General features: G+C 57.1%; 12 protein-coding genes and 2 pseudogenes. 2 read left to right on the forward strand and 12 right to left on the reverse strand.

The window, feature by feature from the left end:
* Positions 1–888: glycerophosphodiester phosphodiesterase family protein (locus ACIQ0R_RS04915; RefSeq protein WP_395824363.1), on the forward strand; the 888-nt coding region annotated here is incomplete at its 5' end.
* 110 nt (positions 889–998) lie between these two features.
* Here ACIQ0R_RS04915 and ACIQ0R_RS04920 read toward each other — a convergent pair.
* The 6 genes and pseudogenes from ACIQ0R_RS04920 to ACIQ0R_RS04945 form a co-directional block, all read right to left on the reverse strand.
* Positions 999–1850, reverse strand: coding sequence for an ABC transporter permease (locus ACIQ0R_RS04920; protein ID WP_395824367.1), 852 nt, complete (start codon positions 1848–1850; stop codon positions 999–1001).
* Positions 1851–1906: 56 nt separating this feature from the next.
* A pseudogene (locus tag ACIQ0R_RS04925) lies at positions 1907–2715 on the reverse strand (ABC transporter ATP-binding protein).
* A 117-nt stretch (positions 2716–2832) separates the two neighbouring features.
* Positions 2833–3870, reverse strand: coding sequence for an ABC transporter substrate-binding protein (locus ACIQ0R_RS04930; RefSeq protein ID WP_395824371.1), 1038 nt, complete (start codon positions 3868–3870; stop codon positions 2833–2835).
* 193 nt (positions 3871–4063) lie between these two features.
* Positions 4064–4660 (reverse strand): recombination mediator RecR, encoded by a 597-nt coding sequence (gene recR / locus ACIQ0R_RS04935; RefSeq protein ID WP_395824374.1) that lies wholly within the window; start codon positions 4658–4660, stop codon positions 4064–4066.
* Between the two features lie 263 nt (positions 4661–4923).
* Entirely contained in the window at positions 4924–5244 is a 321-nt protein-coding gene (locus ACIQ0R_RS04940) for a YbaB/EbfC family nucleoid-associated protein (protein WP_395824377.1), read from the reverse strand.
* Between the two features lie 148 nt (positions 5245–5392).
* Positions 5393–7540, reverse strand: a complete 2148-nt coding sequence (locus ACIQ0R_RS04945; RefSeq protein ID WP_395824380.1) for a DNA polymerase III subunit gamma/tau — start codon at positions 7538–7540, stop codon at positions 5393–5395.
* Between the two features lie 278 nt (positions 7541–7818).
* Here ACIQ0R_RS04945 and ACIQ0R_RS04950 point away from each other — a divergent pair.
* Positions 7819–9465: pseudogene (locus tag ACIQ0R_RS04950) on the forward strand (isovaleryl-CoA dehydrogenase).
* A 370-nt stretch (positions 9466–9835) separates the two neighbouring features.
* Here the strand turns inward: ACIQ0R_RS04950 and ACIQ0R_RS04955 are convergent.
* The 6 genes from ACIQ0R_RS04955 to ACIQ0R_RS04980 all read right to left on the reverse strand — a co-directional run bounded on the left by ACIQ0R_RS04955 (position 9836) and on the right by ACIQ0R_RS04980 (position 16578).
* A complete protein-coding gene (locus tag ACIQ0R_RS04955) occupies positions 9836–12253 on the reverse strand; it encodes a penicillin-binding protein 1A (RefSeq protein WP_395824395.1) in 2418 nt (805 codons plus the stop codon).
* 68 nt (positions 12254–12321) lie between these two features.
* The gene (locus tag ACIQ0R_RS04960) at positions 12322–13143 is read right to left on the reverse strand and encodes an alpha/beta hydrolase (protein WP_395824383.1); all 822 of its coding nucleotides are present in this window, start codon (positions 13141–13143) and stop codon (positions 12322–12324) included.
* 172 nt (positions 13144–13315) lie between these two features.
* Positions 13316–14857 carry a DNA internalization-related competence protein ComEC/Rec2 gene (locus tag ACIQ0R_RS04965; RefSeq protein ID WP_395824398.1) on the reverse strand — a complete coding sequence of 514 codons (1542 nt, stop codon included), beginning with the start codon at positions 14855–14857 and terminating at the stop codon, positions 13316–13318.
* Positions 14857–15384 carry a ComEC/Rec2 family competence protein gene (locus ACIQ0R_RS04970; protein ID WP_395824386.1) on the reverse strand — a complete coding sequence of 176 codons (528 nt, stop codon included), beginning with the start codon at positions 15382–15384 and terminating at the stop codon, positions 14857–14859. Before ACIQ0R_RS04970 ends, ACIQ0R_RS04965 begins: the two co-directional genes overlap by 1 nt.
* Positions 15353–15769: a DUF4131 domain-containing protein gene (locus ACIQ0R_RS04975; protein ID WP_395824388.1), complete on the reverse strand. Its 417-nt coding sequence runs from the start codon at positions 15767–15769 to the stop codon at positions 15353–15355. The genes ACIQ0R_RS04970 and ACIQ0R_RS04975 overlap by 32 nt, the downstream gene beginning before the upstream one ends.
* A gap of 11 nt (positions 15770–15780) precedes the next feature.
* The gene (locus ACIQ0R_RS04980) at positions 15781–16578 is read right to left on the reverse strand and encodes a TatD family hydrolase (protein WP_395824392.1); all 798 of its coding nucleotides are present in this window, start codon (positions 16576–16578) and stop codon (positions 15781–15783) included.
* Positions 16579–16880: the final 302 nt, after the last annotated feature.

Raw genomic sequence — 16880 nt, forward strand, 5'->3', positions numbered from 1 at the left:
TGCACGGCTAGCTCCTTGAACTCCGCCGTGTACATCTGTTTTGGTATCTTCTTCATTGCTGGTCTTTCCAAAGGATCGTTGATTTTACGTTACCTATGGAAGACTAAATTTCGGGGGAAGCTCAGTCTGGCCGAGATCAAGGAACTGCGTGCGCAAGAGAGAATCCCCGAAATCCGGCCTGGCAATGTTAATTATGACGAGCAGTTCGAAGTACCCACCTTGACAGAAATCATCACCCTCGCCAAGAACATGTCGGCCAAGACCGGCCGCCTGATCCACTTGTATCCAGAGACCAAGCATCCGGGCTATTTCCAGTCCATTGGACTGCCGCTGGAAGATCGCCTGCTGACGGTGCTGGCGCAGCAAGACTACAGCGCCAAACAGGCCACCGTTTTTATCCAGTCTTTTGAAACAGCCAACCTGAAAACGCTGCGCAGCAAAATCGGTAACAACCATCCACGCTACCGCCTGATCCAACTGATGGATGAGGAAAAAGTACAACCGCCCGACTTCGTGCGCACTGGCAGCAAGCGTACTTATGGCGATTTGATGACTGGCAGCGGCATGCAAGAGGTGGCGGCCTACGCCGATGGCGTAGGCCCTTACAAACTGAGCGTCATCCCGCAAGACAGCATGGGTAATTTGGGCAAACCCAGCGCGCTGGTGAGCAATGCCCATGCAGCCGGCTTGCGCGTCCACCCCTACACCTTCCGGCCGGAAAACGCGCTCCTGCCGGACAGCCTCAAGAGCGAGGGTTCGGCGGCAAGCCGCAATGAGGATGGCTCGGTAGCCGAAATACAGGCTTATCTGAAGGCCGGAATCGACGGCTTTTTTACCGACGACCCGGCACTTGGGCGACGGGCCGTGGATACATTCAAAGGTAGTTGAGTTCGCGTAGTTGAATCCGCTTGGTTGAATTCGCTTGGTTGAATTCAATTTGATTTAAATCGAATTGATGTTTGTCGGCATGGCTACTAGCTGGCCATACCGGCAGTGCCTCACAAACGCTCCGTCTCACCGCTCTTGGGCTGCCACTTCATCAAGCGTTTCTCGATCATCCCCACCAGCGTATCCAGCACCAGCGCAAAGGCAGTCAAGACCAGAATGCCGGCAAACACGGTATTGATATCAAACGCGCCTTCAGCCTGCAAAATCAAATAACCAACCCCGCACGCCGAACCCAGGTATTCACCGACAATAACGCCGACAAAAGCCAATCCGACTGAAGTGTGCAGGCTGGAAAACACCCAGGAAGTAGCAGAAGGGAGATACACGGTGCGCAACAATTGACGTTGGCTGGCCCCCAGCATGCGCGCATTCGCCAGCACCACCGGACTGACTTCGCGGACGCCCTGATAGACATTGAAGAACACGATGAAAAACACCAGCGTCACGGCCAGCGCCACCTTGGACCAGATGCCGAGCCCGAACCACATCGCAAAGATCGGTGCCAGAATCACCCGTGGCATGGCATTCGATGCCTTAATGTAGGGATCAAGAATAGCCGATGTCAATGGCGACAAGGCCAGCCACAAACCTACGCCTAAGCTCATGATGGTGCCGATACCGAATGCCAGCATGGTTTCGGTCAGCGTGACCAGCAGGTGCGAATAAATCTCTGCCAGAAATGTCAGCTTGAACCAGGTATGGTCGCCCAAGCCGATTTCCAGCGTGCCGCTGCCGACGGTGAACCATTGCCAAACCCGCGCTAGCACCTTGATCGGTTCGCCAAAGAAAAAGGCGGTTTGCGGATTGCGTGTCGCCAGGTGCCAGATGACGAAAAACACTAGCAGGACCAAGGCTTGGTAGAGGTGCAGGTTTTTATAATTCGGCTTGATCGCTTTCCACATGATGCTGTCTATCCTTCCTTCTTTCTGGTTACCGGCAGATGCCTGAAGAGCGGCCTCTATACAACTTTCTTTTGCTGCTGATAGCCCTTCAATACTTCATCGCGCAATACGCTCCAAATCTGCTGGTGCAGTTCGACAAAACGTGGCTCGTTACGGATTTCAGCGACATCGCGCGGCCGCGGCAGATCGATCGTGAATTCGCCGATAGGATGCGTGCCGGGACCAGCCGAGAGCACCACCACGCGATCCGACATCGCAATCGCCTCGTCCAGGTCGTGCGTGATGAGCAGCACCGCCTTGCGCTTGGCGCTCCATAAATCGAGAACTTCGTTTTCCATCAGTTGCCGGGTCTGGATATCCAGCGCCGAAAATGGTTCGTCCATCAGGATGATGTCCGGATCAAGTATCAATGTCTGCGCCAGCGCCACCCGCTTACGCATACCACCCGACAATTGATGCGGATAGCGGTCACCAAACCCTTGCAGACCGACCCGCGCCAGCCATTCCTCACCCAGTTGACGCGCCTGAGTTTCATCTGCATCCCGATACTGCAGGCCGGCGATGACATTTTGCAGCGCGCTGCGCCAAGGCATCAGCGCCTCGGCCTGGAACATATAGCCGGCGCGACGATTGATGTCTGGCAGCGGCTCACCGAACACCTCGACGCGCCCGCTGGATGGGCGCAGCAATCCGGCGCCGACATTGAGCAAGGTGGATTTGCCGCAGCCGGTCGGCCCGACCACGGAGACAAATTCGCCAGGCGCGATCGACAAGGATGATCGGCCACCGCGGTATAACGCTGTGACCGATCATCCTTGGACACGAAGGTGCAACTGATACTGTTGAAAAATAGAGCTGGAGTCATGGCTGCGAGGAGGATTTGTTTACCGCTTGCTGCAGCAGTCTGCAGGCAAACGCAGGGGCTCATGCACTACCACCAGACGGCAGCACACAAGCGCACACAAGCTCTTGCGACAGGCCGTTATTTATATTTGACGTTGGTCTTTTTCACAAACTCATTGGTGTAGGTTTGCGACAGGTCGATATTCTTCGACGCCAGCTCGGGATCAAAAGCTTGCAGGGTACGCAGCGCCACTTGCGGCCCGGCATCGGGGATATAGCCGTCCGGGGAAATCGCCTCACGCACCTTCGAGAAAGCATCGACATACAACGCGCGGTCACCTAACAGATAATTTTCCGGAACAGCCTTGACGATATCCGACGGCTCGGCCTTTTGCAGCCACTTGAGGGCGCGCACCATGGCGTTGGTCAGCGCCTGCGTGGTGTTCGGATATTTTTTAATAAAATCGGCCGACGCGTACAAGGTCGCCGCCGGCATCGGGCCGCCAAATACGGCATTAGTATCCTTCAGCGCGCGGGTGTCGGAGATGATGCGGATTTCATTATCCTGCTGCATCATGGTGATCACAGGATCGAGATTGACGATCACGTCGATTGAACCGGAGCGCAACGCCGACAAAGCGCCAGACGATGCGCCGACACCGATATACGAGACATCGGCAGGCTTCAGACCGCCTTTGGCGAGGACAAAGTTGGACATCATGCTGGTCGATGAACCGGGGGCGGTGACACCGATCTTCTTGCCCTTCAGATCGGCAATCGATTTGTAGTTGGGCATGGTCTTGTTGGAGACGCCCATGACGATTTGCGGGGCCCGGCCCTGCAGCACGAACGCCACGATATGCTGGTTTTTGCCCTGCATGCTGATGGTGTGCTCAAACGCACCCGACACCACATCAGCGCTACCACCAATCAGTGCCTGCAACGCCTTGGCGCCGCCTGCAAAATCGGAAATCTGGACATCCAATCCTTCATCTTTGAAATAACCTAGCTGCTCGGCAATGGTCAAGGGCAGGTAGTAAAACAGGTTCTTGCCGCCGACCGCGATCGACACCCCGGTCTTTTCCGGAGTCTGCGCAAACAGCTTGCCATTGAACGTAAAGTACCCCGCCAGGAACAGGCAAAGGGCGATGCCGCACTGCTTCCAATTGAATTTCATTTTGCTTGTCTCCTCAAGTATCAATCGATATTCCAAGGTTGCTGTAGCGTTGCCGGCGACAGCGCTACGTCATTTTATGCTGCCATCTCGCGTGGCTTATGTTGTGTGGCTTATGTTACATGGCTCATATTGCGTCGCCTATAAACGAATTGTTGTCCTCAGTTGGCCGCTCTGTTTATTGCCTGATCAGGGTTCAGGTCGCCCGGCGATCCAGCATGGCGCGCGCGATGGTGCCGGCATCGACGTATTCAAGTTCGCCGCCGACCGGCACACCACGCGCCAGACGGCTTACCTGCAGGCCACGGGCCTTCATGGTTTCGCTGATGTAGTGTGCCGTCGCCTCGCCCTCGTTGGTGAAATTAGTGGCCAGCACCACTTCACTCACCACACCATCGGTGGCGCGTCCCACCAGTTTTTCTAGCTGAATGTCTTTGGGGCCAATGCCGTCCAACGGCGACAAGCGCCCCATCAACACGAAATATAAGCCCTTAAAGGTAAGAGTCTGCTCAATCATCAATTGATCGGTGGGGGTTTCAACCACACACAACAAGCTCGAATCCCGCTCTGGATCAAGACAGGTTTCGCATACCTCGTTCTCGGTAAAGGTATTGCACAACGCACAGTGGCGAATCTGTTCGACAGCTTGCGTCAACGCACACCCCAACAGCGCGGCGCCATCACGGTCGTGCTGTAACAGGTGATACGCCATGCGTTGGGCCGATTTGGGGCCGACACCCGGCAGATGACGCAGGGCTTCAGTCAGCAATGTAAGGCTGGAGGGGGTTTTCACATCAGACCTTGCGTTCAAAAAACCGATTCGTAGTGTGACGCCGTCGGGAACGGCGGGCAGAAATTTTGCAAATGTTGCAGCAGTATGTAACGCTTCGGATGTGCAATGCAACCTTGCAATGCATGCTTCTGCGAGCTGCTACCCTATCCATCGAAACGATGCTTGCCTGCGCCTTAGCAACGGCAGCCGCAAACATCGCCTCCCGTAAGGCCATCATCTCCAGCGACGCAACGTCAAGAATCTTTCTTTCATCCGCAGCAGAATCAGAACGGCATCTTGAAACCGGCTGGCATGCCGGCGGTCAAACCCGACATTTTTTCCGCCGACAACGCCTCTGCCTTGCGCACCGCATCGTTAAAAGCAGCGGCAACCAGATCTTCCAGCATGTCCTTATCGTCGGCCAGCAACGACGCGTCAATCGACACACGTTTAACGGCGTTCTTGCAAGTCATCAAGACTTCCACCAGGCCCGCGCCCGACTCACCTTCAACTTCGATCAAGGCCAGTTGGTCTTGCATCTTCTTCATGTTGTCCTGCATTGCCTGAGCTTGTTTCATCAGCCCTGCCAGTTGACCCTTCATCATGGTGCTTCTCCTAAGTAAAAAAATTGCGGAACAGAGTTCAGGCGCCACTGAAGCGTGGTGAATTACTCTGCCCCCCCAACTGATCAAGTAAAAAACCGCTTAAATTGCAAAAAAATAACAGGAGAGAGATTCAATCTCCAAAACTCCCTCAATCCAATGGCCGAATCGACCCCGGCACAATCGACGCGCCAAATTCACGCACCATGCTCTGGATGAACGGGTCATTCTGTGCTGTCTGTTCCGCCAGACGCTGCCGCTCGGCCTGCGCCGCCATCGCCTGTGCATGAGTGGTGTGATGCACCGTGCCCAGTTCGGTTTCAATCTTCACCGTGCAACCGAAATGTTCGCCGAGTGCAGCCGCCAGTTTATCGACGCTACCGGCTGCCGAGCGCAAAGTAGCAAACGGAATCCGCAAATTGAACTGCACGACGGCGCCACTGCTCTCGCAATTGACCAGCTCACTCTGCAGCGCCAGTTGCTGAACCACGCCACGCACCGCCAGGTTGGCTGCCAGCAGCGGCCAGTTACCATCCCAATTCAGGCTGGGGACTGGCTGCAGAACCAAGGGCGGCAACTGCTGCGGCGCAACGGCTGGCTGCGACACTGGCAACACTGGTGACACTGGCTGCGGCACTGATTCGGCACGCGACCGCGGCCGCGTTTGAAGCCCCGCAGCTCCACCAGCAGCGCGCGCCGACGGCATCGATTGCGAATACGTTTCAGTTTTTTTTTCAGCCACCGAACTGGAAAAATCGGTATCCGGCAAATCTGTGGGCAGAGGAATATCCTCCTCCCAAGGCGGCATGGACGAATTTTGCGGCACGTATTCTGGCACGGATGGTGCGGCTGGTTTGGCAGCAACCGAAACCGGACCAGCCTGCGCCGCCGGAGCAGCAGCAGCCGCTACCGCTGACTGAGCAGAGCGTGCCGCACCAACCTTGCGCGAAGACGCCGCACGCGCCGCCTCCAAAGCTGCCCGGGCCGGACTCATGCCACTGATATCAGTGCGCGCTACCGGCGCACTGATGCTGGCAGTCGGCGCGGTACCAGTCAAGCGCGCCGCAGCAGATGTCGTGGATGTCGCGGGGGTGGCAGATGCCACCTGCGCCGGGCGCGACAGCGGCGCTGCTGCCGGTGCAACGGCAGGCTGTGGGCGCGGCCTCGCTGGCGCTGCTGCCGCCACAGTGCTGCCATCGGACTGTGGGCGGAACGCCAGCATGCGCAACAAGGTCATCGAGAATCCGGCGTATTCATCCGGCGCCAACCCTAATTCGTTACGGCCGTGTACCGCGATCTGGTAAAACAACTGCACTTCTTCGGCATCGAACAATCCAGCCAAACGGATGATTTCTTCGCGCTCAGGCAAATCGTCGGCCAGCGCAGCCGGCACGCTCTGCGCCAGCGCGATACGATGCAGCAGAGTGCCGAGATCTTGCAGTGCGGCGCTGTAGGACAAGCTGCGCGTGGCCATGTCGTCGGCCACCGCCAGCAGAGCGGCGCCATCCTTGGCCGCCAGTGCATCAAGCACACGAATCAGGTAAGACTGATCGAGTGCTCCCAGCATGCCCTGCACTGCTTCCAGGGTGACCTTGCCGGCGGCATACGCAATTGCCTGGTCGGTCAGCGACAAGGCATCGCGCATCGCGCCATGCGCCCCCTGTGCCAGCAGCCGCAAGGCCGGAGTTTCAAATTCAATTTGTTCCTGCCCCAGGATGTTGTCCAGGTGGCTGATGATATGCCCCGGCGGCATCTGCTTGAGGTTGAACTGCAGGCAACGCGAGAGCACTGTTACTGGAATTTTCTGCGGATCGGTGGTGGCCAGAATGAACTTGACATGTTCGGGCGGCTCTTCCAGCGTCTTGAGCATTGAATTGAACGCATGATTGGTCAGCATGTGGACTTCGTCGATCATGTAGACCTTGAAGCGCGCGTTAGACGGCGCATACACGGCCTGCTCCAGCAGTTGCGCCATTTCATCGACGCCGCGGTTGGACGCTGCATCCATCTCGATGTAGTCGACGAAACGGCCGGCATCAATCGCCACGCAGGCTTCGCACACACCGCAGGGCTTAGCAGTAATGCCTCCATTGCCGTCAACGCCGATGCAATTGAGCGATTTCGCCAGAATCCGCGACAAGGTGGTCTTGCCAACACCGCGCGTGCCGGTGAACAGATAGGCATGATGCAAGCGCTGCTGCTCCAACGCATGCGTCAGAGCCCGTACGACGTGTTCCTGGCCGACCAGTGTATCGAAGCTTCTGGGGCGATATTTACGGGCGAGAACTTGGTAGGACATATGATTGCGAAGGAGCGAGTATGCGCTGTTGGTTGTGAAATGCTGATTAGCTGGAACTAGCGACATTTTACCTGACAGACGCGAACAACACGCTTTTTAAACTTGCGTCGGCGTGCCATTTTTCTGCGGCAAACATCTTCAGCCGCGGCCGGCCCGGGCCGAACTGAGGAAACGCTCGATCCGGCATTGCTCTGGGGCCGGGAAACTATGACAAGATAGAGAGCCAGACTGTAGAATCAAACGCTCATTGAGCTGACAAAAATACCAGGAGATCGATCATGCCAGTGGAAACCCAGGAAATGAATAATCAAGTCGCAGAGCTCTACGGCAACAACCTTTTCCTTGACGATCCGGCCCTGCAGGCCGGCGTAAAACGCCTGCACGCAGAATGGCACGCCGCCGACCTGGCGCGCTACGGCGCCGAACCGGGCAGCCGCGAAACCTGGCAACTGGCCGAGCTGGCGAACCGCCATCAGCCCGAACTGAGCACTTTCGACCGCCTCGGCAAGCGCATCGACGTTGTCGAATTCCATCCATCATGGCATGCGTTGCTTGGCTTGTTGCGCCGCGAAGGGCTGCACGCCCTGCCGTGGATCAAGCCGCACAGCGGCAGCCACGTAGCGCGTGCCGCTGGCTATTTCCTGCACGCTCAGGTCGAGGCTGGTTCGCTCTGCCCGACCACCATGACCTTTGCTTCGATTCCGGTCCTGCAACAGGAACCGGCGCTGTTTGCAGTGCTGCAAGGAAAATTATTATCATGCCAACATGATGCGCGCGATCTGCCGCTTGAACACAAGACTTCTGTCCTTATCGGTATGGGCATGACGGAAAAGCAAGGCGGCTCCGACGTGCGCAGCAACACCACGACGGCAACGCCAATGACAGGCGGCGGCGGGCGCGGTGCCGGCTACCTGCTGAACGGCCACAAGTGGTTTTTCTCGGCACCGATGTGCGATGCCCACCTGGTGCTGGCGCGCACCGAGATGGGCTTGAGTTGTTTCTTCGTGCCGCGCTGGTAGCCGGACGGCAGCAAAAATCCGATCCAGATCCAGCGCCTCAAAGACAAGCTCGGTAACCGCTCAAACTCCAGCAGCGAGGTTGAATTCAAGGACGCTTTCGGCATCATGGTAGGCGCCGAAGGCCGCGGCATTCCGACCATCATCGAAATGGCCAACCACACCCGCCTCGATTGCGTCATTGGCGCTTCTGGCCTGATGCGCCAGGCGTTGCTGCAGGCGCTGCACCATGCACGCCACCGCAGCGCTTTCGGACGCCGCCTGGCCGAACAACCGCTGATGCAAAACGTGCTGTCCGACCTGGCGCTGGAAAGCGCAGCGGCAACGCTGCTGATGCTGCAACTGGCAAGTGCATTTGAACACCCGGAAGATCCGCTGCAACGTGCCTGGCGCCGCATCGTTACACCAGCAGCCAAGTTTTGGATTTGCAAACGGGCGCTGGAGTTTACCGGTGAATGCATGGAAGTTTGGGGCGGCAACGGCTATGTTGAAACCGGACCGATGGCGCGCTTCTATCGGGAAGCGCCGGTCAATTCGATTTGGGAGCGTTCCGGCAATGTGATGTGCCTGGACGTGCTGCGGGCGATTGAACGCGAACCGGCCGGCTTTGGTCTGCTGCTGGCACAACTGGCCGAGGTGGCGGCAAGTCACGCCGGTCTGCGCAGCATGCTGGATGAATTGCGCAAGGACTTGGCGACACCGCCGCAACAACGCGAAATGCTGGCGCGCCGCTTTGTACAAAAACTGGTGCTGACAGTCCAGGGCGCACTGATGTTGTAGCACACGCCGACCGCAATTGCCGACGCCTTCATCAGCAGTCGCAATGAAGCAGCCGGCGGCCGCGTCTACGGCACGTTGGCGGCTGCGCATCTGCAACAGCAGATTTTGCAGCATGCTTGGCCACAGTAATTTCATGTGGTTAATCATTGGCCGCTACCGGTAGCCAAGCCTGGAAGGCCTGTTGAGCACAAACCGATTAGCCTCTGGGGCAGCTTGGCGAGCTGACGATTCAGGACTTCAGCAACCCCCGTTCAGAAATCGCGATTGCTCTTCTCTCGCCGCCAGCCATGCACAACCGGTACACGTACGTGCAGCGCATAGAAAAAGGCATTCCACCCCCCCTTTAAGCCAGGCCCTGCGGAGCTTCGATCCATATTGTCGTAACAGAAAATCTATACGCGCAAAACAAAGACCAGCTTATTTGTCTGCCCACAAAAAACCGGCAATCTCATTAACAAAGATTGCCGGTTTTTTATCAACCTTCAGAATCCGCGCGGATTCAATGCCCGCCAAATAACTTGAGAATATTCTGCTTCTCGTCCTCTTGGCTCGTCATCGGCGCCACCGCGGCTGGCGCGCGCGCCACAGGCACGCCGTCAGGGCCTATCTCGAGCGGGGCACTGCCGCCGCCCAAGCCTAGCGAGGCAATGAAGCCATTGCCCGGCGTAAAATTATCGAAATAAAATTCATTGTCGATCACGGTTATGCCCGCTGGCATCGGCATCTGGTATTCCGGAACCCCACGCAACGCGCGCGCCATGTACTCGGTCCAGATCGGCAATGCCAATTGGGCGCCGAATTCACGGCTGCCGAGGGTCTTCGGCTGGTCGTAACCCATCCAGGCTACCGCCGCCAAGCCGTTCTGATAACCCGCGAACCACCCGTCGAAGGCATCGTTGGTGGTACCGGTCTTGCCGGCAAGGTCGGTGCGACGCAATACATTGGTGCCAGCGCCGGTGCCCCGTTGCGCCACCGATTGCAACAGACTGGTCATGATGTAGCTATTGCGCGCATCGGGCACACGCGTTGCGTTTTGCCCTGCTATTTGTGGCTCAACCTTGGACAGTTCGACGCCGCGCGCGTCGGTCACCTGCGCGATCAGATAGGGGTTGACGCGATAGCCGCCATTCGCCAATACCGCATAGGCACTCACCAACTGCAGCGGCGTGACCTGCCCGGCACCTAAAGCCAACGGCAGGTACGGCGGAGTTTTATCGATATCGAAACCAAAGTGACTGCTCACAAATTCCTGCGCGTACTTGACTCCGATGGCGTCCAGCAGACGGATCGACACCAGATTCTTTGAGCGCTGCAAGCCGGTGCGCATCGGCATCGGCCCATCGGGCTGGTCGTCATCCTTCGGCTCCCAGGGGCCTTGGCCTGGGGCACCAGGATAGGATACCGGCGCATCGTTGATGATCGATGCCGGACCGAAGCCTTTTTCCAATGCCGCCGAATAAATGAACGGCTTGAAAGTCGAACCCGGCTGACGCCAGGCTTGGGTGACGTGATTGAATTTGTTTTGGTTGAAATCGAAGCCGCCGACCAACGCCCGGATTGCACCGGTTTGCGGCACCAATGAAACCATGGTCGCCTCGACCTGCGGCAATTGGGTAATCTGCCAGCCCTTGGCGGTATTGATGACGCGAATCACTGATCCCGGCTGGATACGCAGTCCTTTTGCTGCCTTTGGGCTCAACGCCGATGCCGCCAGACGCAAGCCTTCGCCGCTGATCGTCACCGTATTATCGCTACGCAACATCACTTGCACCTGCTTGGCATCGGCGCTCAGCACCACTGCCGGTAAGATGTCGTCATTATCAGGACGATCTTGCAACGCATCCTCGATTGCCTGGTCGCGATCATCGCCGGCGGGCGGCAGTTCGATGGTTGCTTCCGGGCCGCGATAACCATGACGACGATCGTAATCCATCACACCTTTACGTACCGCGTCATACGCCGCCTTTTGGTCAGCGGCGTTGAGCGTAGTGATGACGGTCAGGCCGCGCGTGTAGGTATCCTCCTTGTATTGGGCGTACAACATCTGGCGCACCATTTCAATCGCGTATTCAGCGTGCACGCTGTAGTTGTTACCTTTGGTCTTGACCTGAATATCCTCCGCCACAGCCTGTTTGTATTGGTCCGGACTGATGAATTTCAGCTCCAGCATGCGCTTCAGGATGTATTCCTGGCGGATTCTGGCGCGCTTCGGATTGACCACCGGATTGTAAGCCGACGGCGCTTTGGGCAAACCGGCCAGCATCGCCGCCTGCGCTAGTGTGACGTCCTTCAGGTCCTTGCCAAAATAGGTGCGAGCTGCCGCAGCGAAGCCGAACGAGCGCTGCCCGAGGTAGATCTGATTCATATAGACCTCAAGGATCTGATCCTTGCTTAACGCAGTCTCGATCTTGTAGGCCAGCAGCATTTCGTAGATCTTGCGTGAATAGGTTTTCTCGCTCGACAAGAAGACGTTGCGCGCGACCTGCATCGTGATGGTGCTGGCGCCTTGCGTCGCACCGCCATGCATGGTGTCGGTCAGGACCGCGCGCAGGATGCCGATCACATCTACCCCGCCATGCTGATAGAAACGCGCATCTTCGATCGCCAACACCGCATTCTTCATGTCGGCCGGAATATCATTGAGCTTGACCAGACTACGTCGCTCTTCGCCGAATTCGCCGATCAGGACATGATCGGCTGTATAGATACGCAGCGGCACCTTGGGCCGATAATCGGTGATGGCGTCAAGATCCGGTAATTGCGGCATCATGACCACCAGAGCATAGGTCACCAGCAATCCGCCGATGACTGCGCCTGCCAGCAACAGGCCGCCGATACTCAATAGAAGTGCGCGGGTCAGACTACCGCTTTGCTTGGACTTGTTTACATCTTGCTTGGATTTCTTTGTTGATGATATGGCAATATTCGATGGAAATAGCCCTGTATCGTACAACATGCCAGGGTAAAGAGCGTCGAATTGACCAGTTAACTTTCTCCACTGTGCGGCGCCAGTAACGCTTCAATCATTTGCCGCGTGGTTGCGGCGGCCAGTTCCGGCGTCTCCATCGGGAACAGGTGGCCACCTGGAATTTGCCGGAAAAACTTTCCTACCAGGCGCTTGGTAGCCTCCAGCCCGGCTTGTCGGCATTCGACCGAATCAACTCCGCCGACAAAACCGATGGGCAGCGGGAACTGTCGCTTCAGCACGCGGCCCATGTCATGCGGCAGGGTCCGATAGACAGCTGTTTCGATATCGCGCCGGAAGCGCAGGACCATATTGCCCTGCTCCTCTTCCAGGCCGTAATTGATGTAGTCACGCAGCACCTGCGGCGCCCAATTGGCGAACACCTGCTTGCTGGCGAAATGCTCATAGGCAGCTTGCGCACTTGGCCACAGATTGCGACGCCTGGCCGAAAACCGCGCCTGCGAGACACGGTTATCCAGGCCCAGCGCCTTTGCGCCGCGCAGCAAACCGGCACGCCAGCCAACCACCACCGGCGTATCGAGCATCACTACGCAGCGCGCCAGGTCTGGACGCTTTTGCGCCGCCAGCAGCGCCAACGCACCGCCCATCGAGTGGCCAACCATGATCACCGGCTGATCGTAACGGGCCGCCAATTCGTCGATCAACTCCTGCACCAAAGCCGGCCAGCCATCAGTCACAGGATATTTTGGATTATGAGCGTGAATATCCAGCGAACGAACGTCGTAGTCGTCTCGTAAATAATCAAGGAATTGCCGGTATGTACCGGCCGGGAAGCTGTTGCCATGAATGAAGTGCAAAATCGGTCGAGTCGGATAGGTCATAGCTGAAAAAAACGGTTTTAATTTTAGGGCTATATTTATGGCTATTATTCAGGTCAATTATTCAGGTCAATTATTCAGGGCTATTATTCAGGCCCATTAAAGACCCAAAACACAGGCGCGACAAAGGGAATTTTAGAGTCCCCGTTCAGGATCGCATGCGCCTGCAGGAGAGCTAACGGCCGTACCAATATCGGCGATGCTGCTCCCGGTATGTGGCCGCGGAGACGTCCGTATCGAATTTCAACATGATTGCGCCGTCCTCATCGCTGCGCAAAACCTTGACGCCCAGATCGATGTATCGCTGCAGCACTTGCTGCTTGGGATGCTGGAAACGATTGCGATATCCAACCTGAAACAATGCAATTTGAGGATCGACTTCATTAAGAAGAGCCGGCGTCGAGGAAGTACCGCTGCCATGATGCGGAGCCAGCAGAACCGTCGCCTTCAACCGCCCTGCATGCACCTCCACCAGTTGCGCTTCCTGAATCGCCTCGATATCTCCCGGCAGCACAATGGCATGATCTCCATGCGTAATCTTGATAGTGCAGCTGATGGCATTCGGGTTGTGCTTTTTCCCCAGCGGCGGCGCGTATAGACCGGCCTGCGGATACAGCATTTCAAAGCGCGTCTGTCCCCATTGCCAAGCCTGGCCGTCGTAGCAACGTCGATGATCGGTAGCGGCAACGGCAATCGGATGGGTGTGGGCAAGCGATGAATATACCTCCACCACGTTGATCCCCTTCATGATCGACAAGGCGCCGCCAGCATGATCGATATGGGCATGCGAAATGATCAGTGTATCTAGCGTATCGATGCCGCGCGCCCGCAAATAGGGAATAATAATGCGGCTACCCGCATCGGACTTGCCACCGTAGCCCGGGCCAGTGTCGTACAACAAACACTGCCGGGGCGTCTCCACCAGCACGGCCATGCCCTGTCCGACATCGAGCGCAGTGACCCGCATTTCTCCTTCAGCGGGTCGGCTACCGCCGTCAAGCAGCAACGGTAACCAGCCGAATAATGCGAGCCAACGCAACGGCCAGCCGCGCGGCGCTAGTATCCACAAGGTAGCCAACAGCGCGATCGCGATCGTCCACGGACGAGGCGCCGCCGCTTGCCATACCGAAAACGGCATTGCGCTGAGCCAGTTCAGAAATTGCGCCAATTGTTCCACCAGCGCGTGTGCCGCAAGCAACAGCCAGCGTGACAACGGCGCCGGTAGTACGCTGCCGGCCAGAGCCAGCGGCGTCACAAGCAAGCCGATCAAAGGAATAGCGAAGGCATTGGCAAGCGGCCCGATCAGCGATACTCGCCCAAACAGCAACACCGTCAAAGGCAACAAACCGATGGTCACCGCATATTGCTTCATGCCGGCCGCCTTGACACCGCGCCACCAATTGTCGGCTTTCGATGCCGCTTGGGTGCTGGCCGCTTGCATCCGTCCAAGTCCGGTGTAAAGGATAACCCCGACGGCACAGAACGATAGCCAGAACCCAGGCCAAAGCACCGCCCACGGATCAATCAGCAATACCAATGCCAACGCCATGCAAAGGACATGCGAAACACTGACAATCCGCCCGCCCCACAACGCCAGCACAACCACCAGCAACATGTACAAAGTACGTTGCGCCGGCACCCCGAATCCGGTCAGAAGCACATACACAAGCGCCGCCAGTGCGCCGCTCGCCGCCGCAACCTTCTGCGCCGGCAACACTAACGGCAATCTGGCTCCGGTAAAAAAGAACGGCGCCAAAGCGCCCCCATGACAGAGGCAAAAAGAGCAGCGATCATCGTAATATGTAAACCTGAAATGGCGACCAGATGACTCACCCCGGTACGATTGAACACTTCCCAATCGGACTGATCGATGGCGCGTTGATCGCCGATCACCAGCGCCACCAGCACACCGGCGTAGCGATGCTCCGGCAAAGCATTCAGAATGCGCTCGCGCAAACTGCTGCGCGCCACCTGAATCAAATTTCCCGGGCTGAGCACAAACGTTGTAAGCATGTGGTTCTTCAGATCCTGCTTGCGATCCGGGCGCACATAGCCGGTGGTACGCAGATTGCGTTCCAACAACCAGGCTTCGTAGTCGAACAAATGGGGATTGGCATTGCCATGAGGACGCTTCAAACGCACGGTCAACTGCTGGCGAGATCCTGCCAGGATGCCGGGCATGATCGACTCGACAGTCTCGTCCTGCCCTTCTTCAGCATAAGCAGAGGGAGGATACCAGGCCAACGACAAGCGCCTTGGCACAACCGGCAATTTGCCCCCCCTGTTCCAGCACTCGCTCGACAGCAAAGGTGAAGCTGACGCCACGCTCAAAATGCGAAGGCAAGCCATCGACCACTCCGATCAGCGTAATGTCTCGCCCCTCCCACTCTGGGGGCAATTCCTGTTGCAGATAATATTGAGCGAACAATCCCGCCCAGGCGAATCCGAACAACATACCGGCGATAAATTTTGTAGATAATTCAAGCCAGCGAAAACGCGCTTTGCCAGCGATGATGAACGCGGCCGTCGGCAGCACCAGCAGACAGATCAGCAGCCAGCTCGCGCACAATCCCGCCTGCATTTGCAAAAAGACAACCCCAAGCACGAAGCCAACAAGGGCGCTGCGCATTCCAGTCCGACTTAGCGCAGCGCTGCCAGGCGCGGCAACGCGGCGCGGGCGTTAGCGGAGGTTACGCGCGCCAGCTCAGTAACTGTCATGCCACGCAATTCGGCCAGCGCCGCGCCGATCCGCGGAATCTCGTGAGGACTGTTTTTTTTCGGATGCAGCCAGGATGGCGACATATCCGGGGCATCGGTTTCCAGCACCAGCGCAGCAATCGGCAACTCGGCGGCCAAGCGGCGAATCTGTAAAGCACGCGTGAACGTCATCGCGCCGCCAAAACCGAGCCGGAAACCGAGCCGGACAAAAGACTCGGCTTGTTGAAAGCTGCCGTTGAATGCGTGGGCGATCCCGCCCGCCACCTTGATGCGGCGCAAATGTTTCAAAAGAATATCTTGCGAGCGCCGCACATGCAGCAGCACCGGCAACGCAAACTCGCGGGCCAGTTTCAACTGCTCGACATAGAAATACTCCTGTTTTTCGCGCAACGGGCCTTGCTCCATGCCGAGAACAAAAAAGTCCAGACCGATTTCGCCAATTGCCACGAAACGCGGATCGGCCATTGCCGAAACAATCGCCGCGCGCAACGCCAGCAAATCGGATACGTCAGCCTGCGGTACATACAGCGGATGAATACCTAATGCGTAAGTGCAGTTCGGTAACTGCGCCGCATGGCTGGCGACGACCCCGAAATTGGCGCGCTCGACCGCCGGTATGACGATCCATTCCACCTGCTGCCGTGCGGCTTCAGACGCAACCGAGGCCTGCTCGCCAGAAAATTCGGCAGCGCCCAGATGGCAATGCGTATCGATCCACATGCAGGAACCTTTAGGAAATTGATTGGGTTTTGACGTTGCGAAGCATCAACCAAGATTGATAGACTGATATCGTAGCATGCGTCAACTATGCGCCGTGTAAGCATCCGCATAAACAATCAATCGCACAAGCCCAGAGCCTGATATATGATGCCCAAAAGTATTTAGAAAGCAATACCGCCGAGGGTGTGCTGGATTTTGTGTAAACGGAATTTCGTTTAATTCGGCTTCATCCGTTCTTCAAACTGGATAGTGAAGCGGTTAAGTGCTCCCTTCCAGTCCCGCAATGGCATCGTCCACTTCTT

Source organism: Collimonas sp., from assembly GCF_044339385.1.
Classification (GTDB): domain Bacteria; phylum Pseudomonadota; class Gammaproteobacteria; order Burkholderiales; family Burkholderiaceae_D; genus Collimonas.

Bases quoted from the DNA above. Each gene is read 5' to 3' on its own strand.
- ACIQ0R_RS04920 (WP_395824367.1), bottom strand. From the start codon at position 1,850: ATGTGGAAAGCGATCAAGCCGAATTATAAAAACCTGCACCTCTACCAA.
- ACIQ0R_RS04930 (WP_395824371.1), bottom strand. From the start codon at position 3,870: ATGAAATTCAATTGGAAGCAGTGCGGCATCGCCCTTTGCCTGTTCCTG.
- ACIQ0R_RS04940 (WP_395824377.1), bottom strand. From the start codon at position 5,244: ATGATGAAGGGTCAACTGGCAGGGCTGATGAAACAAGCTCAGGCAATG.
- ACIQ0R_RS04945 (WP_395824380.1), bottom strand. From the start codon at position 7,540: ATGTCCTACCAAGTTCTCGCCCGTAAATATCGCCCCAGAAGCTTCGAT.
- ACIQ0R_RS04960 (WP_395824383.1), bottom strand. From the start codon at position 13,143: ATGACCTATCCGACTCGACCGATTTTGCACTTCATTCATGGCAACAGC.
- ACIQ0R_RS04975 (WP_395824388.1), bottom strand. From the start codon at position 15,769: ATGCGCAGCGCCCTTGTTGGCTTCGTGCTTGGGGTTGTCTTTTTGCAA.
- ACIQ0R_RS04980 (WP_395824392.1), bottom strand. From the start codon at position 16,578: ATGTGGATCGATACGCATTGCCATCTGGGCGCTGCCGAATTTTCTGGC.